The organism is Streptomyces sp. NPDC056452, from assembly GCF_042796085.1.
Taxonomy (GTDB): Bacteria; Actinomycetota; Actinomycetes; order Streptomycetales; family Streptomycetaceae; genus Streptomyces.
This window is the reverse complement of sequence record NZ_JBHTRI010000001.1, coordinates 1-25818: the sequence shown is the minus strand read 5'-3', so window position 1 is coordinate 25818 and position 25818 is coordinate 1. Positions and strand designations below refer to the sequence as shown.

Below are 25818 nucleotides of genomic sequence, written 5' to 3'. Positions count from 1 at the left end.
GGGGCAGGTCCCGGACCTGCCCGGCACCTGCCCCGCCCTCTGCTGCCTGCTGCCTACAGCCCGTACCGCTCCCGGGCCTCCTTGATCGCCGAGGCCGGGACCTCGCCGCGGCGGGCCAGCTGGGCCAGGGCCGCGACCACGATCGACTGCGCGTCCACACCGAAGTGGCGTCGGGCCGCGTCACGGGTGTCGGAGAGGCCGAAGCCGTCCGTGCCCAGCGAGGACCAGTCCTGCTCGACCCACTGGCTGATCGAGTCCGGTACCGCGCGCATCCAGTCGCTCACCGCGAGGACCGGGCCCGGCGCGCCGGAGAGCGCCTGGGTCACGTACGGCACCTGCTGCTCACCGCGGAGCAGCGCCTCGTCGGCCTCCAGCGCGTCACGGCGCAGCTCGCCCCACGAGGTGGCGGACCAGACGTCGGCCGTGACACCCCAGTCGGCGGCCAGGAGTTCCTGGGCCTTGAGCACCCAGTGGATCGCCGTACCGGAGCCCAGGAGCTGCACGCGAGGCGCGTCCGCCGCGGCGGGCGTGCCCTCCTTGAAGCGGTACAGGCCCTTGACGATGCCCTCCTCGACGCCTTCCGGCATCGCGGGCTGCTGCTTCGGCTCGTTGTAGACCGTCAGGTAGTAGAAGACGTTCTCGGCCTCGGGGCCGTACATCCTGCGCAGACCGTCCTTGACGATCACCGCGACCTCGTACGCGAACGCCGGGTCGTAGTTGAGCGACGCCGGGTTCGTGGACGCGATCAGGTGCGAGTGGCCGTCCGCGTGCTGCAGGCCCTCGCCCGTCAGCGTCGTACGGCCGGCCGTGGCGCCGACGATGAAGCCCTTGCCGAGCTGGTCGGCGAGCTGCCACATCTGGTCGCCGGTCCGCTGCCAGCCGAACATCGAGTAGAAGATGTAGAACGGGATCATCGTCTGGCCGTGTGTCGCGTACGACGTGGCGGCGGCGATGAAGTCGGCCATGGCGCCGGCCTCGGTGATCCCCTCGTTGAGGATCTGGCCGTCCTTGGCTTCCTTGTAGTACATCAGCTGGTCGCGGTCGACCGGGTCGTACGTCTGGCCCAGCGGCGAGTAGATGCCGGCCGACGGGAACAGCGACTCCATGCCGAAGGTGCGGGCCTCGTCCGGGACGATAGGCACCCAGCGCCTGCCGGTCTCCTTGTCCCGCATCAGGTCCTTCACCAGGCGGACGAACGCCATGGTGGTGGCCATCTCCTGCTTGCCGGACCCCTTGTACAGGGCCTTGAAGGCACGCTCCTCCGGCTGCGGCAGAGCCGCCGCGTGCACCCGGCGGGCGGGGGCCGGACCGCCGAGGGCGGCACGGCGCTCCTGGAGGTAGCGGACCTCGGGGGAGTCGGCGCCCGGGTGGCCGTAGGGGACCAGCCCGTCCTCGAAGGCGCTGTCCGGGATCGGGAGGCCGAGCAGCTCGCGCATGCTCTTGAACTCGTCGATCGACAGCTTCTTCATCTGGTGGTTGGCGTTCTTGGACTCGAAGCCCTTGCCGAGCGTGTAGCCCTTGACCGTCTGGGCCAGGATCACGGTCGGCGCGCCCTTGTGCTCCACCGCGGCGCGGTAGGCCGCGTACACCTTGCGGGCCTCGTGGCCGCCGCGGGAGCTGTAGAAGCACTCGGCGATCTTGGCGTCGCTCAGCAGCTTCGCCAGCTCGGCGAGCGCGGGCTCGGTGCCGAAGAAGTGCTCGCGGATGTACGCCACGTCGCGGGTCGCGTACGTCTGGAACTGCGCGTCCGGCACCTCGCGGAGGCGGCGGATCAGCGCGCCCGTGGTGTCCAGCTGGAACAGCTCGTCCCAGGCGTTGCCCCAGAGCGTCTTGATGACGTTCCAGCCGGCTCCGCGGAACGCGCCCTCCAGCTCCTGGACCACGCGGAAGTTGGCGCGGACCGGGCCGTCGAGGCGCTGCAGGTTGCAGTTGATGACGAACGTCAGGTTGTCGAGCTGCTCACGGGCCGCGAGGGCGAGGGCGGCGGTCGACTCGGGCTCGTCCATCTCGCCGTCGCCCAGGAAGGCCCAGACGTGTGAGTTCGACGTGTCCTTGATGTTGCGGTTGGCCAGATAGCGGTTGAAGCGCGCCTGGTAGATCGCCGAGAGCGGGCCGAGGCCCATCGACACGGTGGGGAACTCCCACAGCCAGGGCAGCCGCCGCGGGTGCGGGTAGGACGGCAGGCCCTCGCCGCCCGACTCCTGGCGGAAGTTGTCGAGCTGCTGCTCGCTGATCCGGCCGTCGAGGAAGGCGCGGGCGTAGATGCCGGGCGAGGCGTGGCCCTGGATGTAGAGCTGGTCGCCGGAGCCGTCCCCCTCCTTGCCGCGGAAGAAGTGGTTGAAGCCGGTCTCGTACAGCCAGGCTGCCGAGGCGAACGTGGCTATGTGGCCGCCCACGCCGAACCGGGCGCCGCGGGTGACCATCGCAGCCGCGTTCCAGCGGTTCCAGGCGGTGATCTTCGATTCCATCTCCAGGTCGCCGTCGAAGGCGGGCTCCGCGGAGGTGGGGATGGTGTTGACGTAATCGGTCTCCAGCAGCTTGGGCAGAGCGATGCCGGCGCCCTCGGCGTGCTGGAGCGAACGACGCATCAGGTATGCGGCGCGGTGCGGGCCCGCGGCCTTGGTGACGGCGTCCAGGGAGGCCGCCCATTCGGCAGTCTCCTCGGGGTCGCGGTCCGGGAGCTGGTCGAGCTCGCTCGGAAGTTTTGCTACGGGGTCGGTCATGATCGCCGCCTTCCGGAGTGGAGGGGGGTGGAGAAGGCCCTGGCTGGCAGGACAGGGCGATGGGGCCGGTGGGCCCGCGACTGAACTGTAAGTCGCCGATCGATGATCGATCAAAGGATGAAAGGCAAAACTTCTCGATCTGAAGAAAGTGGCATGGGGTGCCTCGAAACGGGGCACGGAGTGACGGGATTTTTGGGGTGAAACGGGCTCTGAGCTGCACAGTCGAGCGCCCGGTACCGCAGATGGGTACGCGCCTTCGCGCGGCTTCACGCCGGGGGAGCGCATTTCTGGCTCACGCTCGCGGCGCGCACCCCAGGACGTGCTCCTTCACGAGCACGGCGATCCGCGGGTCCCGCCGCAGGAACGCGTCGATGAGGGCCTCGTGCTCCTCCGCGTACGACTTCTGCACCGTGCCCAGCCAGCGGATCGACAGGGCCGTGAACACCTCGATGCCCAGCCCCTCCCAGGTGTGCAGCAGGACGGCGTTCCCCGCGGCCCGCACCATCTCCCGGTGGAAGGCCACCGTGTGCCGCACCTGCGCCTCGCCGTCGGCCAGCCGGTCCGCCTCGTACAGGGCCGCCACGTGCGGGGTCAGCGCCGAGCAGTCCTCGCCGAGCGCCGGGGCCGCCAGCTCCGCGGCGATCTGCTCGAGCCCGGCCCGTACGGGGTAGCTCTCCTCCAGATCGGCCGCGGTCAGATTCCGCACGCGTACGCCCTTGTTGGGGGCCGACTCGATCAGCCGCAGGGTCTCCAGCTCGCGCAGCGCCTCACGCACGGGCGTCTGGCTGACCTCCAGCTCGGTCGCGATACGGCGCTCCACGATCCGCTCGCCCGGCTTCCAGCGCCCGCTGACGATCCCGTCCACGATGTGCTCGCGGATCTGCTCGCGCAGCGAGTGGACGACGGGCGGGGTCATGACGGGCTCCTTCGGGGCAAACCGGTGCTGCCTACACCAACACGGTGGCCAGGGGCGACCGGTGGTGTCTAGACAATACGGCGGCGCCCCCGCCCGGGAGTGTTCCGGACGGGGGCGCCGCTGGTGAGGCTGGTTACAACTGCGTGCCTCAGAGGCCGAGCTCGACCTCGAACTCGCCCGCTTCGAGGATCGCCTTGACCGTCGTCAGGTAACGGGCGGCGTCCGCGCCGTCCACCAGACGGTGGTCGTAGGAGAGCGAGAGGTACGTCATGTCGCGGACACCGATGACGGTGCCCTCGGCGGTCTCGATGACCGCCGGACGCTTGACGGTGGCACCGATGCCCAGGATGGCTGCCTGGTTCGGCGGCACGATGACGGTGTCGAACAGCGCACCGCGCGAACCGGTGTTGCTGACGGTGAAGGTCGCACCGGACATGTCGTCCGGGGTGAGGCCGCCACCGCGGGCCTTGCCGGCCAGCTCGGCGGTCTTCTTCGCGATACCGGCGATGTTCAGGTCGCCCGCACCCTTGATGACCGGGGTCATCAGACCCTTCTCGGCGTCCACGGCGATGCCGATGTTCTCCGAGTCGAAGTACGTGATGGTGCCCTCGTCCTCGTTGATCCGGGCGTTGACGACCGGGTGGGCCTTCAGCGCCTGGGCCGCCGCCTTCACGAAGAACGGCATCGGGGACAGCTTGACGCCCTCACGGGCGGCGAAGGACTCCTTCGCCTGGTTGCGCAGCTTCATCAGCTTGGTGATGTCGACCTCGAGGACCGAGGTCAGCTGGGCCTGCGAGTGCAGCGCCTTCATCATGTTGTCGCCGATGACCTTGCGCATGCGGGTCATCTTGACCGTCTGACCGCGCAGCGGGGACGTCTCGAGCTTCGGCGCGGCCTTCGCGGCCGGGGCAGCGGCGACCGGAGCCGGAGCGGCAGCGGCGGCCTTGGCGGCCTCCGCGGCGGCGACGACGTCCTGCTTGCGGATGCGGCCACCGACGCCGGTGCCCTTGACCGCGCCCAGGTCGACGCCGTTCTCGGCGGCGAGCTTGCGGACGAGCGGCGTGACGTACGCGCCGTCGTCACCGGCAGGCGCGGCCGGAGCCGGGGCGACCGGTGCCGGAGCGGCGGCCACGGGCGCCGGAGCGGCCGGAGCCGCGACCGGGGCGGCGGGCGCCACCGGGGCCGGAGCTGCCGGAGCGGCAGGCGCGGGGGCCGGAGCCGGAGCAGCCGGGGCGGCCGGAGCCGGAGCCGGAGCGGCGGCGGGGGCCGGAGCTGCCTCCGCCGGAGCAGCGGCCGGGGCGGCACCCGGAGCACCGATGACGGCGAGCTTCGCGCCGACCTCGGCGGTCTCGTCCTCGGCGACCACGATCTCCAGCAGCACGCCGGAGACCGGGGCGGGGATCTCGGTGTCGACCTTGTCCGTGGAGACCTCGAGCAGGGGCTCGTCCTCCGTGACCTCCTCGCCGACCTCCTTCAGCCAGCGGGTGACCGTGCCCTCGGTGACGCTCTCACCGAGCGCGGGGAGGGTGACGTCGGTGCCTTCGGCGCCACCGGCCGCAGCCGGAGCCGCCGCGGGGGCCGGAGCGGCGGGGGCCTCGGCGGCGGGCGCCGGAGCCTCGGCAGCGGGAGCCGGGGCAGCCGCGGGCTCGGCGGCCGGAGCCGCCGCGGGCGCGCCCGAGCCGTCGTCGATGACGGCCAGCTCGGCGCCGACCTCGACGGTCTCGTCCTCGGCGACCTTGATGGACGCCAGGACACCGGATACGGGGGCCGGGATCTCGGTGTCGACCTTGTCGGTCGAGACCTCGAGCAACGGCTCGTCGGCCTCGACGTGCTCGCCCTCGGCCTTCAGCCAACGGGTGACGGTGCCCTCGGTGACGCTCTCGCCGAGCGCCGGAAGGGTTACGGAAACCGACATGGTTTCAGTTGCTCCTTACGAAAGTGCGGAAGTGGTCGGTCGTCGCGCCCGGGACTGGATCAGTCGTGGGAGTGGAGAGGCTTGCCGGCCAGAGCCAGGTGCGCCTCGCCCATCGCTTCGTTCTGCGTCGGGTGGGCGTGGATGAGCTGCGCGACCTCGGCCGGCAGCGCCTCCCAGTTGTAGATCAGCTGGGCTTCGCCGACCTGCTCGCCCATACGGTCACCGACCATGTGGACGCCGACCACGGCACCGTCCTTGACCTGGACGAGCTTGATCTCGCCCGCGGTCTTCAGGATCTTGCTCTTGCCGTTGCCCGCGAGGTTGTACTTGAGGGCGACGACCTTGTCCGCACCGTAGATCTCCTTGGCCTTGGCCTCGGAGATACCGACGGAGGCGACCTCGGGGTGGCAGTACGTCACCTTCGGCACGCCGTCGTAGTCGATCGGCACGGTCTTGAGACCGGCCAGCCGCTCCGCCACCAGGATGCCCTCGGCGAAGCCGACGTGGGCGAGCTGGAGGGTCGGGGCGAGGTCGCCCACGGCCGAGATCGTCGGGACGTTGGTCTGCATGTACTCGTCGACGAGGACGTAGCCGCGGTCCATCGCGACGCCGGCCTCCTCGTAGCCCAGACCCTGCGACACCGGGCCGCGGCCGATCGCGACCAGCAGCACCTCCGCCTCGAAGGTCTTGCCGTCGGCGAGGGTGACGCGCACGCCGTCCTGCGTGTACTCGGCCTTGTCGAAGAAGGTGCCGAGGTTGAACTTGATGCCGCGCTTGCGGAACGCGCGCTCGAGGAGCTTCGAGCTGTTCTCGTCCTCGACGGGGACCAGGTGCTTCAGGCCCTCGACGATGGTGACCTCGGTGCCGAAGGACTTCCACGCCGAGGCGAACTCGACGCCGATGACGCCGCCGCCCAGGACGATCGCGGACTTCGGTACACGGTCCAGCTTCAGCGCGTGGTCCGAGGAGATGATGCGGTTGCCGTCGATCTCCAGGCCGGGCAGCGACTTCGGCACGGAGCCGGTCGCGAGCACGACGTGGCGGCCCTGGATGCGCTGGCCGTTGACATCCACCGAGGTGGGCGACGAGAGCCGGCCCTCACCCTCGATGTAGTGCACCTTGCGCGAGGCGATGAGACCCTGCAGGCCCTTGTACAGACCCGAGATCACCTCGTCCTTGTACGCGTGGACGGCCGCGATGTCGATGCCCTCGAAAGTGGCCTTGACACCGAACTGACCGGCCTCGCGGGCCTGGTCGGCGATCTCGCCGGCGTGCAGCAGCGCCTTGGTGGGAATGCAGCCGTTGTGCAGGCAGGTGCCGCCGACCTTGCCCTTCTCGATCAGTGCGACGTCCAGGCCCAGCTGCGCTCCGCGCAGGGCCGCGGCGTACCCGCCGCTACCACCGCCGAGGATCACTAGGTCGAAAACGGTGCTGGCGTCGTTCGCCACGTCACGTCCTCCATGCATGTGCGCCGTACGCCGGGCCCCTCGCTGGGGTGTGACCGGCCGGTCGGCTGGTGTTCGGCCGCTTGTGTTGTTCGGCCCTGTGGTGGGGGCCCTGTCCTGCCGAGAACCCATCTTCGCACTTGTTGAGGGCGAGCGGGACGCGGGCCCCCGGTCCGAGCCGGACGGAGGTCCGGCTCGGACGGTTGGCGATGCGTACAAAGTTTCGGAAAGAGGCCGGTCAGAGCCACTGAGGTGAACACGTACGGCCCCGGACGTATGCCCGGGGCCGTATCGCTGCGCGCGAACGGCGCAGCGAATGCCGTGCGGAACTCAGCCGAGGTCGCCGGCGGCCGTGCGCTCCGCCAGCTTGACCAGGGTGCGGACCGCGGATCCGGTGCCGCCCTTGGGCGTGTAGCCGTACGGCGCGCCCTCGTGGAAGGCGGGTCCCGCGATGTCCAGGTGGGCCCAGGCGATGCCCTCGCCCACGAACTCCTGCAGGAACAGACCGGCCACCAGGCCGCCGCCCATCCGCTCGCCCATGTTGGCGATGTCGGCGGTCGGGGAGTCCATGCCCTTGCGCAGGTCGGCGGGGAGCGGCATCGGCCAGGACGCCTCGCCGACCTCCTCGGCGATCTCGTGGATGGCGGTACGGAAGGCGTCGTCGTTGGCCATCACGCCGAAGGTGCGGTTGCCCAGGGCGAGGACCATCGCGCCCGTCAGGGTCGCCACGTCGACGATCGCGTCGGGGTTCTCCTCCGAGGCGCGGGTCAGCGCGTCGGCGAGGACGAGCCGGCCCTCGGCGTCGGTGTTGAGGACCTCGACGGTCTTGCCGCTGTACATGTGCAGCACGTCACCCGGGCGGGTGGCGTTGCCCGACGGCATGTTCTCGGCGAGGGCCAGCCAGCCGGTGACGTTGACCTGGAGGCCGAGACGGGAGGCCGCGACGACGGCGGCGAACACGGCGGCGGCGCCGCTCATGTCGCACTTCATCGTCTCGTTGTGGCCGGCCGGCTTGAGCGAGATGCCGCCCGAGTCGTAGGTGATGCCCTTGCCGACCAGGGCGAGGGTCTTCTCCGCCTTCGGGTGGGTGTAGCCGAGCCGGACGAGGCGGGGGCCGTGCGTCGAGCCCTGGCCGACGCCCAGGAGGCCGCCGAAGCCGCCCTTGACGAGAGCCTTCTCGTCGAGGACCTGGACCTTGATGCCGTGCTCCTTGCCGGCGGCGGTGGCGACCGCGGCGAAGGACTCGGGGTACAGGTCGTTCGGCGGGGTGTTGATCAGGTCGCGGGCGCGGTTGATCTCCTCGACGACCGCGGTGGCGCGCTCCGCGGCGGCCTTGAACGCCTTGTCGCGCGGCTTGGTGCCGAGCAGGGCGACCTCGGCGAGCGGCAGCTTCGCGCTGTTGTCCTTCTTGCCCTTGGGAGCGAGCTTGTTCTCGCCGCCCTGGTAGGCGGTGAAGGCGTACGCGCCGAGCAGGGCGCCCTCGGCGATGGCCTCGGCGTCCTCGGAGGACTCCGTCGGCAGCGCGAAACCGGCCTTCTTCGAACCGGTCAGCGCACGGGCGGCGCTGCCGGCGGCGCGGCGCAGCGCCTCCGCGTCGTACGCGTCGTCCTTCTCCGGGACCGGGCCGAGCCCGACCGCGACGACGACGGGGACCTTGAGACCGGAAGGCGCGGGAAGCTTGGTCACTTCGCCCTCGGCACCGGAGGCGCCCAGGGTCTCCAGGACGGTGGCGAGCTTTCCGTCGAACGCCTTGTCCACGGCCTCGGCGCCCGGTGCGACGACCGGACCCTTGGCGCCCTTGGCGATGCCGACGACGAGTGCGTCGGCGCGCAGCGTCGCCGCACCTGCGGTGCTGAGAGTGAGAGCAGTCACGGTGGTGAATTCTCGCTTCCGTTGAGTTGTGTGCCGGTCGAGGGGTGGGCCGACCGTGCCCGGCGCATCGTAGATGCCGCCGCAATGCGCCGGGAATGAGCCTACGCGCGCCATTGCTTCCGGCTCACAGGGGCGGGGCCGTCCGGCCGTACGGCACCTGGGCCGGCCGGCCCCGTACGGCGGAACGGACCACGGGGATAGGGTCGTTGACCTGGGCAGGTGAGCGGGGGAGACGGCATGCGGGGCGTAAGGACACGACGGCCGGCGCCCTGCGCCGTGCTGGTGCTGCTGGCCGTACTGGCCGGCTGCGCCCCTGCCGCGGAGCCGGCGGACCCGCCCCGGCCGACCGCCGGCCGGCGCTGGCAGCCGGAACCGGGGGTGGACTGGCAGTGGCAGCTCTCCGGCCGGGTGGACACGGGCGTGGACGCGCCCGTCTACGACATCGACGGGTTCGACCAGGACGCGAAGACGGTGGCCGCGCTGCACCGCAAGGGCCGCAAGGTCATCTGCTACCTCTCCACCGGTGCCTGGGAGGACTTCCGCCCGGACGCCGGGAAGTTCCCTGCTTCCGTACGCGGGAAGAGCAACGGCTGGGAGGGGGAGTGGTGGCTCGACATCCGCCGCACCGACATCCTGGAGCCGCTGATGGAGGCCCGGATCGCCATGTGCGCGAAGAAGGGCTTCGACGCCGTGGAGCCGGACAACATGGACGGCTACCTCAACACCACGGGCTTCCCGCTCACCGCGGACGACCAGCTGCGCTACAACCGGCTGATCGCCCGCCTCGCCCACCGCCACCACCTGGCCGTCGGCCTGAAGAACGACCTGCCCCAGATCCCGCAGCTGGTGGACGACTTCGACTTCGCGGTCAACGAACAGTGCGCGCAGTACGACGAATGCGAGACGCTGACACCGTTCATCGAGGCGGGCAAGGCCGTCCTCCACGCGGAGTACGAAGTGCCGGTGGCGGACTTCTGTCCCGGGACCCGGAAGCTCCGGCTGAGCTCGCTGCTCAAGAAGTACGAACTCGGGGTCTGGCGCCGGACCTGCTGACAGTCCTCAGCCGAGGACGAGCGCCACCAGGGCGACGGTGACCGCGGTTTCCTCCAGGGCGCCGAACACATCGCCCGTCACCCCGCCGAAGCGCCGCACACAGTGGCGCAGCATCAGATGCGCGGCCCCGAGACCGGCCAGCGCGGCGAGGGCGTGGTGCAGGGCCCCGTACCCCCCGAGGAGCGCACCCGTCCCCGCGCAGCCCGCCACCACCACGACGGCCACGGCCAGTGCGGTACGGGGCGCGACCGTGCCTGCCACCGCCGCGCCGAGGCCCTCGGGACGGGCGGGCGGGACGCCCCGGCGCGCGGCCAGGGTGAGCGCGAGCCGGGCGGTGACCGCGGCGACGACCGCCCCCAGGGCACCGTGTGCCCAGCCCTGCCCGTACAGCTCGAAGAGGACCGCGACCTGTGCCAGCAGGACGAACAGCAGGGTGATGACACCGAACGGACCAATGTCCGACTGCTTCATGATCCGCAGTGCGTCCTCGGCCGGTTTGGCGCTGCCGAGCCCGTCGGCGGTGTCCGCGAGCCCGTCCAGATGCAGGCCGCGGGTCAGGGCGGCGGGCACGGCGGCGGAGGCGACCGCCGCCGGCAGGGGACCCGAGCCGGCGAGCAGGAACAGCACCCCGGGCACGGCCGCGAGCAGTCCCACGACGAGTCCGGCGAGCGGGGCGCAGAGCATGCCGGCGCGGGCGGCTTCGCGGTCCCAGCGGGAGACACGGACGGGGAGCACGGTCAGGGTGCCGAAGGCGAAACGCAGGCCGTGGCTGTTCAGGGAGGTCACCGCGCGCAGGCTAGCCGGTGCGGCGCGGCGCTAGATTGGGCAAAACACATCAGAAGCCGTGTATGGGGATCATCGGGAGCGGGTGGCATGGGTCACTGGTTTCAGCAGAACATCGTCGAGCCGGGCAAGCTCCCGCTGCTGCTCGCGCTGGGCTCCTTCGTGCTCACCTTCACCATCACCCGTGTCATCACCCGCATGATCAGGGCCGGGAAGGGGCCGTTCCGCAACATCACACCCGGCGGCGTGCACATCCACCATGTGGTGCCGGGCGTCGTCCTCTCCGTGGTCGGCGGGTTCGGGGCGGTCGCCTCCGGACAGCACGGTGCCGCCGCCGGAATCTGCGCGGTCGTCTTCGGGGTGGGGGCCGGCCTGGTACTCGACGAGTTCGCGCTGATCCTGCACCTGGACGATGTCTACTGGACCGAGGAGGGCCGCCAGAGCGTGGAGGTCGTGGTCCTCACCGCCTCGCTCGTCGTGCTCGTCCTCGCCGGGTTCTCACCGCTGGGAGTGGACGAACTGAGCGGCGACCAGCAGCAGAACAGACTGGGCGTCGTCCTCACGTACGTCGTCAACTTCGGCTTCGTGCTGATCGCCCTGTTCAAGGGAAAGGCCCGCATGGCGGTGATCGGGACCCTCATCCCGTTCATCGCGCTGTTCGCCGCGATCCGGCTGGCCAGGCCGGCCTCGCCGTGGGCCAGACGCTTCTACCGCAAGCGGCACCGGGCGCGCGCCAGGGCGGTGCTGAGGGCGTACCACCACGATGTGCGCTGGGCGGGGCCGCGCCGCAGGTTCCAGGACCTGATCGGCGGGGCTCCCGACCGGACACCGCTGCCGGGGCCCGGCCCGGGAGGCTGAGATCAGACGGTGGTGGTCCCCGCGGGCTCGCCCTCCCCGGAGGCTTCCTCCGCGGCGTCCTCGACGGTCTCGTCCGCGGGCTTCTCCACAGGCTCCTCCGCCCGTTCGGGCAGCTCGGCGGCCAGCGCCGCCGCGGCCTGGACGAGCGGCAGCGCGAGCAGTGCCCCGCTGCCCCCGCCCACGGTCACCCCGTGATCGAGCAGCGGCGTCAGCGCCATCCGGTCCAGCGCCTTCATCTGCGCCGGCTCACCGCTCACCTGCCCCGCCAGCCACCAGTCCGGCGCCCTGAAGGCCGCCCGCTGGGCCACGAGTGCGCAGGCCGCCGAGACCACCCCGTCCAGCACCACGGGCATCCGGCGCACCGCGCTCTGCAGCAGGAAACCGGTCATCGCCGCCAGATCCGCGCCGCCCACCGCGGCCAGCAGCTCCAGCTGATCGCCGAGAACGGGCCGGGCCCGGCGCAACGCGTCCCGGATCGCGGCACACTTGCGCATCCACGCCAGATCGTCGATGCCCGCACCGCCGCGCCCGGTCACCACGGAGGCGTCCGTGCCGCACAGGGCCGCGATCAGGGTCGAGGCCGCCGTCGTACCGCCGACGCTCAGATCACCGAGCACCACCAGATCGGTGCCGGAGTCGGCCTCCTCGTCGGCGATCCGCACACCGAGGCGTACGGCCTGCTCGGCCTCCTCGGCCGTCAGCGCGTCCTCGACGTCGATCCGGCCACTGCCGCGCCGCACCCGGTGCCGTACGACCGCCTCCGGCAGCAGCCCGGGGTCGCAGTCCAGACCGGCGTCCACGATCCGTACGGGGACGGCGAAGCGGCGGGCCAGCACCGCGACCGGGCTCGCACCGTCCAGCGCGGCCCGCACCAGCTCGTGCGCGGTGCCGGCCTCCCGGCCGGAGACCCCCAGCTCCGCCACCCCGTGATCACCGGCGAACAGCACCACACGCGGCTGGTCCACGGGCTTGACCGGTACGGACTGCTGGGCGGCCGACAGCCACTCACCCAGCTCGTCGAGCCGGCCGAGAGCGCCGGGCGGGACGGTCAGCCGCTCCCGGCGTTCCTCGGCGTCGCGCCGTACGCCGCCGTCGGGGCGTTCGATGAGGTCGGAGAAGTCGTCCAGATTCACGGGGGTCTGCCTCGCGGGTCGTCACATGGTGGGCAGGAACCCGGCGGAGGGCTCCTGTGCGGAACAGTACCCGGCAGCTTTCCGCGCCCCCGGCCCGCGCACCCGCCCGAGGGCCGGCCCCGTCCCGACCCGCGGCCCTCTGCCGCCCCGCCCGCACGGCTCAGCCCCGCAGCACCAGCGCCCGCCCCGCCACCACCAGCAGCACCTGCTCGCACTCGTCGGCGAACGCGGCGTTCAGACGGCCCAGTTCGTCCCGGAAGCGCCGCCCGGAGGCCGTCGCGGGGACCACGCCCGATCCGGTCTCATTGGTCACGGCGACGACCGTACGGCGCGTCCCGCGCACCGAGCGGACCAGTTCCGCGACCCGTTCCCGCAGTGCCTCCTCGCCGCCGTCCGCCCACCGGGCGTCGTCCCACGCCTCCACCCGGTCCATCGCGTCCGTCAGCCACAGCGACAGACAGTCGATCAGCAGCGGCGGGCCGTCCGCCTCCAGCAGAGCCACCAGCTCGCAGGTCTCCTCGGTGCGCCACGCGGCGGGCCTGCGCTCGCGGTGCAGCCCGATCCGGGCCGCCCATTCCGCGTCGCCGTTCCGCCGGCCGCCCGTCGCCACGTACACCACCTCGGGGAACGTCTCCAGGCGCTGCTCGGCCTCCAGCGACTTCCCCGACCGTGCGCCCCCGGTCACCAGCGTGCGCCGGGGCATCTCGGGCACCGCGTGGAACTCGCCCACCCTCAGCGTCGTCCCGTCCGGCACGGCCCGCGCCCCGGCGGCCGCGAGCCTGCGGTGCAGTTCCTCGCCGGGCGGTGCGTCGTGGTCCAGGTGGACGGCGACGACCTCGGTGGTGGGCCCGATCGCCTCCACGGCCCGCAGCCGGGCCACGGCGTCGGGCCGCGCGATCACATCGGCGACGACCATGTCGTACGGCTCCGCCATCCGGTCGGCCAGACCGGCGGGCGCGGCCCCCGGCGGCAGGTAGAGCAGCCGCTCGCCTTCGGGCGACGTCACCTCGTACCCGGTGCCCGGAGCGTCCATCGACACCGCCCGCACCCGGTGCCCGCTGATCAGCGTCAGCTCCTGGCCGTCCGGTACGCGCCCCGCGGACGGGAGTGAGGCGGGCAGTTCCACGGCGGGCCCGTCATGGGGATGGGTCAGCAGCACCTGGCGTACGCCGGTGAGCGAACGGCCGGCGCGGGCCGCGGCGAACACGGCGCCCGGGGTGAGGTCGAGCAGCAGCGCGTCGTCGACCAGCAGCGAGGTCGCGGCCCGCGCCCGCGCACCACGGGCCGACGCGCAGGCCGCGCAGGGACAGTCGGGCCGCGGCAGCCCGTCGGGGGCTCCGGTGCCGAGCAGAGTCAGTTCCACGCTCCTGATCCTCCCGCGTCCATGCTTCACCTGCGCGCCCGGGCCAGGTACTAGGCTTCGGGCAGCAACGTGACCCAGGAGGCGGACATGGCGTGGACGTGGCGGTTCGAGAAGTCCGACGGTACGGAGACGGAGCCGGCTCTGCAGCCGGAGGAGTTCACGACCCAGGGCGATGCGGAGTCCTGGATCGGTGAGTTCTGGAAGGAGCTCCTGGAGGGCGGTGCAGACCAGGTGTCGCTGTTCGAGGACGCGACGAAGATCTACGGCCCGATGAGCCTCCAGGCCGACTAGGGCCTTCCGGCTGCCCGCCTCGCGAGCGAGAACCGGCCCGCCACCCGCCAGGGTGCCGGGCCGGGTGCCGCCGCGTCGGCTCAGATCTCGCCCAGGGTGGCCTCGACCGTCTTCTTCGCACCGCCGCGCGAGTACGTCACCGAGACCTGCCCGCCCGGTTTCTCGCCCGCCAGGGCCTCCGACAGCGAGGTGATCGTCGTGATCGGGGTGTCGTCGACCGCGGTGATGACGTCTCCGGTGCGCAGCCCCGCCTTCTCCGCGGCCCCGCCCTTCTCCACGCTGACGATGGCGACACCGGCCGGCTGGTAGTCGCCGTCGACGACGGTACGGCCCGTGATGTTCAGTGCCGCCCGGCCCGAGTCCGTGACCTTGCCGGACTTGATGATCTGGTCCGCGACCGTCCGCACCATGGAGACCGGGATCGCGAATCCGATCCCGGGTGCCGCGCTGCCGCCCAACTGCGGATCCGCCGCCGCGAGGGTCGGGATGCCGATCACCTCGCTGTCGAGGTTCACCAGCGCCCCGCCGCTGTTGCCCGGGTTGATCGCCGCCGAGGTCTGCACCATGTCGGCGAGCGTCGCCCCGGTGCCACCGCCCGAGCTGCTCTCACTGACCGTCCGCCCCAGGGCGGAGACGATGCCCTGGGTGACGCTGCTGGACAGGCCGAGCGGCGAGCCCATCGCCAGCACGATCTGCCCCACCTGGACCTCTTCGGCGTCGCCGAACTTCGCGGCCCGCAGCCCGCCGGGGATGTCGTTCAGCTTGACGACCGCCAGGTCCTGCTCCGGATAGGAGGAGACCAGGGAGGCCTTGAGCCCCTTCTCACCGGTGGCGACGGTGACGTCGAAGGTCTTCGCGCTTCCCACGACGTGGGCGTTCGTGACGATGTGGCCCTTGTCGTCGTAGACGATGCCGGAGCCGAGACTGTCGTCCGCGCCGATCTGTACGACCGAGGGCAGCACATCCCTGATGACGTCCTGGTACCGGCTCTCGAGGTCATCCGTGGCCCGGGCCGCGGCGCCCTGCTGCGTCCGGGCGCCGGCCGGGGAGGAACCCGCGCCGGAACAGCCGGCCGCCAGGGCGATCGCGCAGGCACCGGCGGTCAGGGGCAGCAGCAGGCGGCGGGCCCGGCCGCGGGAGGAGGATGCGTCCATGCCCGGAGTATGGCCAGGGGCCCGGCGCAGGGGCCTGCGCTGATGGGCCGATCAGACGTACGGCCGGGCTCCTGCGGGACAGCCCTCAGCCGCGCACCCCGCACAGGTGCAGCAGCGCCGCCACCCTGCGGTACGGATCGGTCCGCCCCGCCCGGTCCTCCGCGGCCAGCACCCGCTCCAGCTCCTGGGCGCCGGGCAGCTCGTCGTCGTTGCTCACGTTGTCGGTGAAGACCCGCACGCCGTACCAGGCGTGCAGCGGCGCGGCGATCCCGGCGAGGGTGGATGTCAGCGCGTCGAGCCGGTCGGCCCGCACGAGGAGGCCGAGCCGGTTGGTGTACGTATCCGAGTCGAACGCCGCGAGAGCCCCGCCGAAGTCTCCCGCCGTCCCGGGCCGCATCGCCAGCGCGTCCGCGTTCCGCACGAGCAGCGAGAGGAGCCCGCCGGGCGCCAGCATCCGGGCCAGGCCGGCCAGTATCGGATCAGGCTCGGAGACGTACATCAGGACGCCGTGGCACAGCACGACGTCGAAGCTGCCGGGCAGGAAGTGCACCCCGGTGTCGCGGCCGTCGCCCTCGATGAGGCGCACCCGTTCCCGGATGCCCTCGGGCTCGCCCGCGAGGGCCTCCCGGGCGGTCCGCAGCATCTCGCCGTCGGACTCCAGCCCGGTCACCGAGTGCCCGGCCCGGGCCAGCCGCAGCGCCTGCGTGCCCTGGCCCATGCCGACATCGAGCACCCGCAGCCGCCGCCCCACGGGGAAGCGCGCGGCTATCTGCTCGTCCAGCTGCCGGGCGACGAGCTCCTGGCGGACCGTGTTGCGCAGTCCGCCGAGCCCGTCCAGCCATTGGGAAGAGACCCCCGTGAAGCCGGAGGTCTCCGTGCTCAGGGCCGCTCTCCCCGCTTGACCTGCGGCTTCGGAAGCCGCAGTCGGCGCATCTGGAGCGTACGCATCAGGCCGTAGGCCACGGCACCGCGCTTGGGGGTGTCCGGGAAGCGCTCGGCGAGCTGCTTCTTGAGCCGGAACGCGAGGCCGATGGAGTCGACCACGATCAGCACGATCACGCCGAGCCAGAGCAGCAGCGAGATGTTCTGGATGTTCTGGATCTGGATCACGCTGAGGATCAGGATGACCACTGCGAGCGGAAGGAAGTACTCCGCGATGCAGAAGCGTGAGTCCACGAAGTCACGGACGAAGCGCCGCACGGGCCCCTTGTCACGTGCGGGGAGATAACGCTCGTCACCCGACGCGAGCGCCTCACGCTGCTTGGCCAGGTCGGCGCGGCGCGCTTCGCGCTGTCGCTTCGTGGCCTCCTTGCGATCGGTCGGCGTGCCGCTCGAAGCACGTCGGCGCTGCGTCTGGGCCTCGTTGCGCTTGGGGGTGGGGCGACCCTTGGGAGCCTGAGGGTCGCGGGGCTGCTTGGAGAGGTCCGCCGTCACCTTGTCGGTGGGGGCCTTCTCTTCCTTGGAACGGCTACGGAACACAAAACCCAAGGGTACGGGGTCGGTCCGGGCAAGTCAGGACCGGGCGGGAACGATCCGGCAACGGCCTGCGTCCTGAAAGGTGTCCCGACAGGGGCAGAACGGACGTCGCCACCGGTTTCCCTGATGTTCCTCTACTCCCTGGGCGGGAGTGGTCGCAGGTGGCAGTCGTCCTTGGGTAGGAGCACATCCGTACCCGAACAGTGCGGTAATAGAGGCAGGGCCCGTACTGTGGGTTCTGTTGGAGTGCTGGAGCTCAGTCCGTCAGAAGGGGGCGCGCGAAGCCCATGAGCGGTGTCATGAAGCGTATGGGAATGATCTTCCGCGCGAAGGCAAACAAGGCCCTTGACCGGGCCGAGGATCCGCGCGAGACCCTCGATTACTCGTACCAGAAGCAGCTGGAGCTGCTTCAGAAGGTACGCCGCGGCGTCGCCGATGTGGCGACCTCGCGCAAGCGGCTGGAGCTGCAGCTGAACCAGCTGCAGGGACAGTCGTCCAAGCTGGAGGACCAGGGCCGCAAGGCACTCGCGCTCGGCCGCGAGGACCTGGCCCGCGAGGCGCTGTCCCGGCGCGCCGCCCTCCAGCAGCAGGTCACGGACCTGGAGACGCAGCACCAGACGCTGCAGGGTGAGGAGGAGAAGCTCACTCTCGCGGCCCAGCGGCTGCAGGCCAAGGTCGACGCCTTCCGTACGAAGAAGGAGACGATCAAGGCCACCTACACCGCCGCGCAGGCGCAGACCCGGATCGGTGAGGCGTTCTCCGGTATCTCCGAGGAGATGGGTGACGTCGGCCTCGCGATCCAGCGGGCCGAGGACAAGACCCAGCAGCTGCAGGCGCGCGCCGGAGCCATCGACGAGCTGCTGGCCTCCGGTGCCCTGGACGACCCGACCGGGACGGCGAAGGACGACATCGCCGCCGAGCTGGACCGGATCTCCGGTGGTACGGATGTAGAGCTGGAGCTGCAGCGCATGAAGGCCGAACTGGCCGGCGGCTCCTCCTCTTCCCAGCAGGCCATCGAAGGCGGTGCGCAGGACTCGTCACCGCAGTCGCAGCAGTCCCCGCACAAGTTCGACAAGCAGTAAGGGCGGCGTCATGATCGTACGGATCATGGGGGAGGGCCAGGTAGCACTGGCCGACAGTCATGTCGCCGAGCTGAACAAGCTCGACGACGTACTGCTCGCGGAGATGGAGAGCGGCGACGGCCCCGGCTTTCGCACCACTCTCCACGCGCTCCTCGACAAGGTGCGCGAGCTCGGCTCGCCGCTGCCGGACGACTCCCTGGAGCCGTCCGAGCTGATCCTGCCGTCTCCTGACGCGACCCTCGAAGAAGTGCGCGCCATGCTCAGCGACGACGGGCTGATCCCCGGCTGACCTGGGTCCTTCCGTTCGGAGCACGCCGGGCTCGCACGGTCCGGCACGATCCGGACGAAGGGCCCGAGCGCTTCACTCCACACTCCCTCACTGTGCCCCGCCCGGTCCCACCGGCGCGGGGCACAGTGGCACGTGGCAGCTCTGTGGTCGGATCCGCACACCACCGGGACAGGAAAGTGCGCGACACGCCGTACCGTAGCTTGACGTGACCACCCTCGGAACCGGGTTCGTGCGCGCCCGACGCTGGCTGCGCGGCCATCCTCTGGCATTCGACGCGGCGCTTGCCCTGGCCGTGCTCGCCTGCATGATCTGTGCGTCCTTCGCGGAGCCGAATCCGGGGCACGGGCCGATCTTCGGCATCCGCACCCCCGAACCGTCGAGCGTGCTCCTCATGGTGCTCGGCGCCGGGGCACTCGTGCTGCGGCGGCGCGACCCCATGGCCGTACTCGCCGTGACCGGGCTGCTGTCCACCGCCGAGTTCATCCTCATGGACCCGCCCGCCCCCGTCGTGATGAGCGCCGTCATCGCGCTCTTCACCGTCGCGTCCCGCACCGACCGCCCCACCACCTGGCGGGTCGGACTGCTGACGATGGCGGTGCTGACCGTGGCGGCGATGGTGGTCGGCTCGACCCCCTGGTACAGCCAGGAGAACCTCGGCGTCTTCGCCTGGACCGGTATGGCCGCGGCCGCGGGCGACGCCGTCCGCAGCCGACGCGCGTTCATCGACGCGATCAGGGAACGCGCCGAGCGGGCCGAGCGCACCCGCGAGGAGGAGGCCCGCCGGCGGGTCGCCGAGGAGCGGCTGCGGATCGCCCGGGACCTGCACGACGTCGTCGCCCACCACATCGCCCTGGTCAACGTCCAGGCCGGCGTCGCCGCCCACGTCATGGACAAGCGCCCGGACCAGGCCAAGGAAGCGCTCGCCCATGTCCGTGAGGCCAGCCGCTCCGCGCTGGGCGAGCTCAGGACCACGGTCGGGCTGCTGCGCCAGTCCGGCGACCCCGCGGCGCCCACCGAGCCGGCCCCGGGCCTCGCGGTCCTCGGCGAGCTCGTCGACACCTTCCGCAACGCGGGACTCCCCGTCGAGGTGGCCTGCACCGACCGGGACAGCCCGTTGCCCGCGGCCGTCGACCTCGCGGCGTACCGGGTCATCCAGGAGGCGCTCACCAATGTGCGCAAGCACGCGGGTGCCGACGCGAAGGCCGAGGTGAGCGTCGTTCGGGTCGGGAGCACCGCGGAGATCACGGTGCTGGACAACGGCAGGGGCGTGCCGAGGACCGGGGACGACGGAACGGACCCGTACGGGGAGCGTGACGGCGGCGGCCACGGCCTCATCGGCATGCGCGAACGCGTCACCGCGCTCGGCGGCACCCTCACCGCGGGCCCCCGTTACGGCGGCGGATTCCGCGTCCATGCGATCCTGCCCGTCATGACCCGCACGGGTGAGCCGGAGAGGCCGGGCACGGCGGACAGCACGGGGGGACGCGCATGACACCGATCAAGGTGCTGCTCGCCGACGACCAGGCGCTGCTGCGCAGCGCGTTCCGGGTGTTGGTCGACTCGGAGCCCGACATGCAGGTCGTCGGTGAGGCCGCGGACGGCGCACAGGCGGTGGAGATGGCCCGCTCGACCCGCGCCGACGTGGTGCTGATGGACATCCGGATGCCCGGTACCGACGGGCTCGCCGCCACCCGGATGATCAGCGCCGATCCGGATCTGGCGGGTGTACGGGTCGTCATGCTCACCACCTTCGAGGTGGACGAGTACGTGGTGCAGTCCCTGCGCGCCGGTGCGTCCGGCTTCCTCGGCAAGGGCGCCGAACCGGACGAGCTGCTCAACGCCATCCGTATCGCCGCGGCCGGGGAGGCGCTGCTCTCCCCGGCCGCGACCAAGGGGCTCATCGCCACGTTCCTCGCCCAGGGCGGCAGCGCGGGAGAGGGCCCGGACGCCGCGGCGTACGCCGAGCGGCTCGGCGCGCTCACCGTGCGGGAGCGCGAGGTGCTCGTCCTGGTCGCGGGCGGCCACTCCAACGACGAGATCGCCGAGCGGCTCGCCGTCAGCCCGCTGACCGTGAAGACCCATGTGAACAGGGCCATGGCGAAGCTGGGCGCCCGGGACCGGGCCCAATTGGTAGTGATTGCGTACGAATCGGGCCTGGTGCGTCCCAGGGCGGAGTGACGGGTGGAGATCCGGCGTACTCCACCTGCGGTATGCGCGACATAAGAATGCAACCCGGGGGGCGACGAATCCGTCCCCCGGATCGGCGATCGTATAGACGGGCGGGCTGTCCCCCTTTCTGCTCCTCGAGCAGCCGCCCATCTGCCGCGTAAGCCACAGAAGAGAGACCCACCCATGTCCTGGCTGTCCAGATTCAGCCTCGCGCAACGGGCCCTTATCGGGCTGATCTCGATCGTCGCGCTCGTTTTCGGAGCGATCGCGATCCCGCAGCTCAAGCAGCAGCTGCTGCCCACCATCGAACTCCCGATGGTGTCGGTGCTGGCCCCCTACCAGGGTGCGTCCCCCGATGTGGTCGAGAAGCAGGTCGTCGAACCCCTCGAGAACGCCATCAAGGCCGTCGACGGCGTCGAGGGCATCACCTCGACCGCCAGCGAGGGCAACGCCGTCATCATGGCGAGCTTCGACTTCGGTGACGAAGGCACCAAGCAGCTCGTCGCGGACATCCAGCAGGCCGTGAACCGTGCCCGCATCCAGCTGCCCGAGGACGTCGACCCGCAGGTCATCGCCGGTTCGACGGACGACATCCCGACCGTCGTCCTCGCCGTCACGTCCGACAAGGACCAGCAGGCGCTCGCCGACCAGCTGGACCGCACGGTCGTCCCGGCCCTCGAGGACATCGAGGGCGTCGGCCAGGTCGCGGTCGACGGCGTCCAGGAACTCCAGGTCTCCGTCGTCCCCGACGACAGGAAGCTCGCCGCCGCCGGTCTGAACGCCGGCTCGCTGGCCCAGGCCCTCCAGGCCGGCGGTGCCACGATCCCGGCCGGTTCCTTCTCCGAGGCGGGCAAGAGCCGCACCATCCAGGTCGGCGGCTCCTTCACCTCGCTGAAGCAGATCGAGGACCTGAAGGTCTCCGCGCAGAACCCCGCCACCGGCAAGCCCGGGAAGCCGGTCCGCGTCGGTGACATCGCGACGGTGGAGCAGGAGCCCTCCACGGCGGTCTCCATCACCCGGACGAACGGCAAGCCGAGCCTCGCCGTGATGGCCACGATGGACAAGGACGGCAGCGCTGTCGCCATCTCGGACGCCGTCCAGGACAAGCTTCCCGACCTGCGCAAGGACCTCGGTTCCGGTGCCGAGCTGACCGTCGTCTCGGACCAGGGACCGGCCGTCTCCAAGGCCATCTCCGGCCTGACCACCGAGGGCGCGCTCGGCCTGCTCTTCGCGGTCATCGTGATCCTGGTCTTCCTCGCGTCGATCCGCTCGACCCTGGTCACCGCGGTCTCGATCCCGCTGTCCGTGGTCCTCGCACTGATCGTGCTCTGGACCCGCGACCTCTCGCTGAACATGCTCACGCTCGGCGCGCTCACGATCGCGATCGGCCGGGTCGTCGACGACTCGATCGTGGTCCTGGAGAACATCAAGCGGCACCTCGGCTACGGCGAGGAGCGCCATTCGGCGATCATCACCGCGGTCAAGGAAGTGGCCGGCGCGGTCACCTCCTCCACGCTCACCACCGTCGCGGTCTTCCTGCCCATCGGTCTCGTGGGCGGCATGGTGGGCCAGCTCTTCGGCTCGTTCTCCCTGACCGTCACCGCGGCCCTGCTGGCCTCCCTGCTGGTCTCGCTGACCGTGGTCCCGGTCCTCTCGTACTGGTTCCTGCGCGCCCCCAAGGGCACCGCCGAGAACCCGGACGAAGCGCGCCGCAAGGCCGAGGAGAAGGAAGCCGCGAGCCGGCTCCAGCGGATCTACGTCCCCGTGCTGCGCTTCGCGACCCGGCGCCGTATCACCAGCATCGTCATCGCCTTCGTGGTGCTGTTCGGCACCTTCGGCATGGCGCCCCTGCTGAAGACCAACTTCTTCGACCAGGGTGAGCAGGAAGTCCTCTCCATCAAGCAGGAGCTGACCCCCGGCACCAGCCTGGAGGCGGCGGACGCCGCCGCGCAGAAGGTCGAGAAGGTCCTCGCGGCCGACGCGGGCGTCAAGGACTACCAGGTCACCGTCGGCTCCTCCGGCTTCATGGCCGCCTTCGGCGGCGGTACGGGAGCCAACCAGGCCTCCTACCAGGTCACCCTCAAGGACTCGGCGGACTTCGACGCCACCCAGGACCGGATCGACGAGGCACTCGGCAAGCTCGACGGCATCGGCGACACGACGATCGCCGCGGGCGACGGCTTCGGCAGCCAGGACCTGAGCGTCGTGGTGAAGGCCGCCGACGCGGACATCCTGAAGAAGGCCTCCGAAGCGGTGCGGACCGAGGTGGCGAAGCTCGACGACGTCACCGACGTCCAGAGCGACCTGGCGCAGAGCGTTCCGCGCATCTCGGTCAAGGCCAACGACAAGGCCGCCGACGCCGGATTCAACGAGACCACGCTCGGCGCGGCGGTCGCCGGCGCGGTGCGCGGCACCCCGTCCGGCAAGGCGATCATGGACGACACCGAGCGTGACGTCATCGTGAAGTCGTCCAGCCCGGCCACCACCATCGCCGAGCTGAAGGCCCTGAAGCTCGGCCCGGTCGAACTCGGCCGGATCGCCGACGTGAAGCTGGTTCCCGGCCCGGTCACGATGACCCGGATCGACGGTCAGCGCGCGGCGACGATCACCGCCAAGCCGACCGGCGACAACACGGGCGCGGTCAGCGCCGCGCTCCAGACGAAGATCAACGCCCTGGACCTCCCGGACGGCGCCACCGCATCCATCGGCGGCGTCTCCCAGGACCAGGACGATGCCTTCATGAAGCTGGGCCTCGCCATGCTGGCGGCCATCGCGATCGTCTTCATGCTGCTGGTGGCCACCTTCCGGTCGCTCATCCAGCCGCTGATCCTGCTGGTCTCCATCCCGTTCGCGGCGACCGGAGCCATCGGCCTCCTCGTCGTCACCGGCACCCCGATGGGCGTCCCGGCGATGATCGGCATGCTGATGCTGATCGGCATCGTGGTGACGAACGCGATCGTGCTGATCGACCTGATCAACCAGTACCGATCGCAGGGAATGGGAGTCGTCGAGGCAGTCGTCGAGGGTGGCCGCCACCGTCTGCGCCCGATCCTGATGACGGCACTGGCGACGATCTTCGCCCTGCTCCCGATGGCGCTCGGCGTCACCGGCGAGGGCGGGTTCATCTCCCAGCCGCTGGCGGTCGTGGTGATCGGCGGTCTGATCACCTCCACGCTGCTGACGCTGCTCCTGGTGCCGACGCTGTACGCGATGGTCGAGCTCCGCAAGGAGCGCCGCGCCAAGAAGAAGGCGGCCAAGCGCGAGGCGAAGGCGGGCGTCACGGCCCCCGGGACGCCGGAGGAAGTCACCTCCGACGAGCCGGAGCCCGCGAAGGCCTGACGGCCCTCGTAGCGACACAGGAAGGCCCCCGACGCCGTACAACGGCATCGGGGGCCTTCCCCTTTCGGGCAATTCGCGGGACGGCTGCGTGGCCGGGCCAGGCGGGCGCACCCGCCGCGGCCGGGTCCGGCCGACGCCACCCCCTACGGCAGCGCCAGCATCCGCTCCAGCGCCAGCTTCGCGTACTTCTCCGTCTCCGGGTCGACCTGGATCCGGTTGACGAGGTTCCCCTCGGCCAGCGACTCCAGCGTCCACACCAGGTGCGGCAGGTCGATCCGGTTCATCGTCGAGCAGAAGCACACCGTCTTGTCGAGGAAGACGATCTCCTTGTCCTCCGCGGCGAAACGGTTCGCCAGGCGGCGTACCAGGTTCAGCTCCGTACCGATGGCCCACTTCGAACCGGCCGGGGCCGCCTCCAGGGCCTTGATGATGTACTCCGTCGAGCCCACGTAGTCCGCGGCCGCCACGACCTCGTTCTTGCACTCCGGGTGGACCAGCACGTTGACGCCCGGGATCCGCTCCCGCACGTCGTTGACGGACTCCACCGAGAAGCGCCCGTGCACCGAGCAGTGCCCGCGCCACAGGATCATCTTCGCGTTGCGCAGTTCCTCGGCGGTGAGGCCGCCGTTCGGCTTGTGCGGGTTGTAGAGGACGCAGTCCTCCAGGGTCATCCCCATGTCCCGCACGGCCGTGTTGCGCCCCAGGTGCTGGTCCGGCAGGAACAGCACCTTCTCGCCCTGCTCGAAGGCCCACTCCAGCGCCCGCTTCGCGTTGGACGAGGTGCAGATCGTCCCTCCGTGCCGGCCGGTGAAGGCCTTGATGTCGGCGGAGGAGTTCATGTACGAGACCGGCACGACCTGGTCGGCGACGCCGGCCTCCGTCAGCACGTCCCAGCACTCGGCGACCTGCTCAGCGGTGGCCATGTCGGCCATCGAGCAGCCCGCGGCCAGGTCCGGCAGGACGACCTTCTGGTCGTCACCGGTCAGGATGTCCGCGGACTCGGCCATGAAGTGCACGCCGCAGAAGACGATGTACTCCGCCTCGGGCCGCGCCGCCGCGTCGCGGGCGAGCTTGAAGGAGTCGCCGGTGACGTCCGCGAACTGGATGACCTCGTCGCGCTGGTAGTGGTGCCCGAGGACGAAGACCTTGTCCCCGAGCTTCTCCTTGGCTGCGCGAGCGCGCTCCACCAGGTCCGGGTCGGACGGGGAGGGCAGGTCGCCGGGGCATTCGACGCCGCGCTCGCTCCTCGGGTCGGCCTCGCGGCCGAGAAGCAGCAGGGCGAGGGGTGTCGGCTGGACATCCAGGGGCTGGGCGGTGGTCACGACACGCACCCTTTCTTTTCTGCGAACTCTGCGAACAAGCCTTTTCGTCTAATTGACGCTATCTATCATAACCGGCTCACGTCAGATTGACGATGCCGATAGCGTCGATGTGACGCATCCCGCCGAGGGCGCGGTGTGCGAGCATGAAGGGAACAGACAAGCGCCCGGCCCGGAATGAATCCGAGGCCCCGATGGTTGGACCGTCGGCAAGCACTCCGTACAACCCGGGAGAGAAGCAGATGTCCGTATCGGACGAGACCACCACCGTGAGCGACGGCATCCTCCTGTCCGACGCCGCCGCAGACAAGGTCAGGACCCTGCTGGAGCAGGAGGGCCGTGACGACCTCGCTCTGCGCGTCGCCGTTCAGCCCGGAGGTTGCTCCGGCCTGCGCTACCAGCTCTTCTTCGACGAGCGCTCCCTCGACGGCGACGTCGTGAAGGACTTCGGCGGCGTCAAGGTTGTCACCGACCGGATGAGCGCCCCGTACCTGGGCGGCGCTTCGGTCGACTTCGTGGACACGATCGAGAAGCAGGGCTTCACGATCGACAACCCGAACGCCACGGGCTCCTGTGCCTGCGGTGACTCCTTCAGCTAAGCCTGATACGACAGCGGCGGCGCTCCCGGACTCCGGGAG

21 protein-coding genes are annotated in these 25818 nt (G+C 70.8%); 9 read left to right on the top strand and 12 right to left on the bottom strand.

What is annotated here, in order from left to right; translation table 11 throughout:
• Window positions 1–53: 53 nt before the first annotated feature.
• The 5 genes from aceE to ACFQ6X_RS00085 all read right to left on the bottom strand — a co-directional run bounded on the left by aceE (window position 54) and on the right by ACFQ6X_RS00085 (window position 8871).
• Complete coding sequence (gene aceE, locus ACFQ6X_RS00105) at window positions 54–2723, bottom strand: pyruvate dehydrogenase (acetyl-transferring), homodimeric type (RefSeq protein WP_383173464.1); 2670 nt, start codon at window positions 2721–2723, stop codon at window positions 54–56.
• 292 nt (window positions 2724–3015) lie between these two features.
• A complete protein-coding gene (locus ACFQ6X_RS00100; protein ID WP_329211843.1) occupies window positions 3016–3639 on the bottom strand; it encodes a GntR family transcriptional regulator in 624 nt (207 codons plus the stop codon).
• Between the two features lie 148 nt (window positions 3640–3787).
• Window positions 3788–5554, bottom strand: coding sequence for a 2-oxoglutarate dehydrogenase, E2 component, dihydrolipoamide succinyltransferase (gene sucB / locus ACFQ6X_RS00095; RefSeq protein WP_383173461.1), 1767 nt, complete (start codon window positions 5552–5554; stop codon window positions 3788–3790).
• Between the two features lie 59 nt (window positions 5555–5613).
• Window positions 5614–7002, bottom strand: a complete 1389-nt coding sequence (gene lpdA, locus ACFQ6X_RS00090) for a dihydrolipoyl dehydrogenase (RefSeq protein WP_329211847.1) — start codon at window positions 7000–7002, stop codon at window positions 5614–5616.
• A 327-nt stretch (window positions 7003–7329) separates the two neighbouring features.
• Window positions 7330–8871, bottom strand: a complete 1542-nt coding sequence (locus tag ACFQ6X_RS00085; protein WP_383173457.1) for a leucyl aminopeptidase — start codon at window positions 8869–8871, stop codon at window positions 7330–7332.
• A 237-nt stretch (window positions 8872–9108) separates the two neighbouring features.
• Between ACFQ6X_RS00085 and ACFQ6X_RS00080 the strand changes: the two genes are divergently transcribed.
• Window positions 9109–9924 carry an endo alpha-1,4 polygalactosaminidase gene (locus ACFQ6X_RS00080; protein WP_383173454.1) on the top strand — a complete coding sequence of 272 codons (816 nt, stop codon included), beginning with the start codon at window positions 9109–9111 and terminating at the stop codon, window positions 9922–9924.
• 6 nt (window positions 9925–9930) lie between these two features.
• Here ACFQ6X_RS00080 and cobS read toward each other — a convergent pair whose 3' ends face one another.
• Window positions 9931–10710 carry an adenosylcobinamide-GDP ribazoletransferase gene (gene cobS, locus ACFQ6X_RS00075; protein WP_383173451.1) on the bottom strand — a complete coding sequence of 260 codons (780 nt, stop codon included), beginning with the start codon at window positions 10708–10710 and terminating at the stop codon, window positions 9931–9933.
• An 87-nt stretch (window positions 10711–10797) separates the two neighbouring features.
• Between cobS and ACFQ6X_RS00070 the strand changes: the two genes are divergently transcribed.
• Window positions 10798–11565 (top strand): hypothetical protein, encoded by a 768-nt coding sequence (locus tag ACFQ6X_RS00070; protein ID WP_383173448.1) that lies wholly within the window; start codon window positions 10798–10800, stop codon window positions 11563–11565.
• 2 nt (window positions 11566–11567) lie between these two features.
• Here the strand turns inward: ACFQ6X_RS00070 and cobT are convergent, their stop codons facing one another.
• On the bottom strand, window positions 11568–12698 hold the full coding sequence (gene cobT / locus ACFQ6X_RS00065) for a nicotinate-nucleotide--dimethylbenzimidazole phosphoribosyltransferase (RefSeq protein WP_383173445.1): 1131 nt from the start codon (window positions 12696–12698) through the stop codon (window positions 11568–11570).
• A gap of 160 nt (window positions 12699–12858) precedes the next feature.
• Window positions 12859–14061 carry a bifunctional adenosylcobinamide kinase/adenosylcobinamide-phosphate guanylyltransferase gene (locus tag ACFQ6X_RS00060; RefSeq protein ID WP_383173442.1) on the bottom strand — a complete coding sequence of 401 codons (1203 nt, stop codon included), beginning with the start codon at window positions 14059–14061 and terminating at the stop codon, window positions 12859–12861.
• Window positions 14062–14148: 87 nt separating this feature from the next.
• On the opposite strand from ACFQ6X_RS00060, the gene ACFQ6X_RS00055 reads away from it, so the two are divergent.
• The gene (locus tag ACFQ6X_RS00055; RefSeq protein WP_327119322.1) at window positions 14149–14352 is read left to right on the top strand and encodes a hypothetical protein; all 204 of its coding nucleotides are present in this window, start codon (window positions 14149–14151) and stop codon (window positions 14350–14352) included.
• A gap of 80 nt (window positions 14353–14432) precedes the next feature.
• Here the strand turns inward: ACFQ6X_RS00055 and ACFQ6X_RS00050 are convergent, their stop codons facing one another.
• From ACFQ6X_RS00050 to ACFQ6X_RS00040, 3 genes are all read right to left on the bottom strand, one after another.
• Window positions 14433–15506, bottom strand: a complete 1074-nt coding sequence (locus ACFQ6X_RS00050) for a S1C family serine protease (RefSeq protein ID WP_383173438.1) — start codon at window positions 15504–15506, stop codon at window positions 14433–14435.
• 85 nt (window positions 15507–15591) lie between these two features.
• Window positions 15592–16326: a class I SAM-dependent methyltransferase gene (locus tag ACFQ6X_RS00045; RefSeq protein WP_383174561.1), complete on the bottom strand. Its 735-nt coding sequence runs from the start codon at window positions 16324–16326 to the stop codon at window positions 15592–15594.
• 59 nt (window positions 16327–16385) lie between these two features.
• The gene (locus ACFQ6X_RS00040; RefSeq protein WP_383173436.1) at window positions 16386–16985 is read right to left on the bottom strand and encodes a DUF3043 domain-containing protein; all 600 of its coding nucleotides are present in this window, start codon (window positions 16983–16985) and stop codon (window positions 16386–16388) included.
• Window positions 16986–17281: 296 nt separating this feature from the next.
• On the opposite strand from ACFQ6X_RS00040, the gene ACFQ6X_RS00035 reads away from it, so the two are divergent.
• The 5 genes from ACFQ6X_RS00035 (at window position 17282) to ACFQ6X_RS00015 (ending at window position 23861) form a co-directional block, all read left to right on the top strand.
• Window positions 17282–18064, top strand: coding sequence for a PspA/IM30 family protein (locus ACFQ6X_RS00035; RefSeq protein WP_329211863.1), 783 nt, complete (start codon window positions 17282–17284; stop codon window positions 18062–18064).
• Window positions 18065–18074: 10 nt separating this feature from the next.
• Window positions 18075–18353 carry a hypothetical protein gene (locus ACFQ6X_RS00030; protein ID WP_383173433.1) on the top strand — a complete coding sequence of 93 codons (279 nt, stop codon included), beginning with the start codon at window positions 18075–18077 and terminating at the stop codon, window positions 18351–18353.
• A 205-nt stretch (window positions 18354–18558) separates the two neighbouring features.
• The gene (locus tag ACFQ6X_RS00025) at window positions 18559–19845 is read left to right on the top strand and encodes a histidine kinase (RefSeq protein WP_383173431.1); all 1287 of its coding nucleotides are present in this window, start codon (window positions 18559–18561) and stop codon (window positions 19843–19845) included.
• Window positions 19842–20531, top strand: coding sequence for a response regulator (locus ACFQ6X_RS00020; protein WP_383173428.1), 690 nt, complete (start codon window positions 19842–19844; stop codon window positions 20529–20531). Before ACFQ6X_RS00025 ends, ACFQ6X_RS00020 begins: the two co-directional genes overlap by 4 nt.
• 174 nt (window positions 20532–20705) lie before the next feature.
• A complete protein-coding gene (locus ACFQ6X_RS00015; protein ID WP_383173425.1) occupies window positions 20706–23861 on the top strand; it encodes an efflux RND transporter permease subunit in 3156 nt (1051 codons plus the stop codon).
• A 143-nt stretch (window positions 23862–24004) separates the two neighbouring features.
• Here the strand turns inward: ACFQ6X_RS00015 and nadA are convergent, their stop codons facing one another.
• Complete coding sequence (gene nadA, locus ACFQ6X_RS00010) at window positions 24005–25192, bottom strand: quinolinate synthase NadA (RefSeq protein ID WP_383173422.1); 1188 nt, start codon at window positions 25190–25192, stop codon at window positions 24005–24007.
• 230 nt (window positions 25193–25422) lie between these two features.
• Here nadA and ACFQ6X_RS00005 point away from each other — a divergent pair, with 230 nt between their 5' ends.
• Window positions 25423–25779 (top strand): iron-sulfur cluster assembly accessory protein, encoded by a 357-nt coding sequence (locus ACFQ6X_RS00005; RefSeq protein ID WP_056784314.1) that lies wholly within the window; start codon window positions 25423–25425, stop codon window positions 25777–25779.
• Window positions 25780–25818 lie beyond the last annotated feature (39 nt).